Origin of the sequence: Pseudomonas sp. 06C 126 (assembly GCF_001855215.1) — a bacterium.
Classification (GTDB): domain Bacteria; phylum Pseudomonadota; class Gammaproteobacteria; order Pseudomonadales; family Pseudomonadaceae; genus Aquipseudomonas; species Aquipseudomonas proteolytica.
Genome location: NZ_MIFU01000046.1, coordinates 1 through 340, shown reverse-complemented (window position 1 = coordinate 340; position 340 = coordinate 1). Strand labels below are relative to the sequence as shown.

Annotated in this window: 1 protein-coding gene; it reads left to right on the top strand. The window is 63.5% G+C overall.

Annotated elements, in window-relative coordinates; translation table 11 throughout:
- Nucleotides 1-340, top strand: a 340-nt coding sequence (locus tag BHC62_RS06550) for an electron transfer flavoprotein subunit alpha/FixB family protein (protein WP_218124018.1), incomplete at both ends; no start/stop codon positions are given.

The following is a 340-nucleotide window of genomic DNA, read 5'->3' as shown; positions in this document are numbered from 1 at the left end:
CACCTTCAAGCGCCCGATCTACGCCGGTAACGCCATTGCCACCGTGCAATCGACTGCTGCCGTCAAAGTCATCACCGTGCGTGCCACCGGTTTCGACCCGGTTGCAGCCGAAGGTGGTTCGGCTGCCGTTGAGGCTGTTTCCGCTGCTCACGATGCTGGCACTTCCAGCTTTGTTGGCGAAGAATTGGCCAAGTCGGACCGTCCTGAGCTGACCGCTGCCAAGATCGTCGTTTCCGGCGGACGTGGCATGCAGAACGGTGACAACTTCAAGCACCTGTACGCCCTGGCCGACAAGCTGGGCGCGGCAGTCGGCGCTTCGCGCGCGGCGGTCGACGCAGGC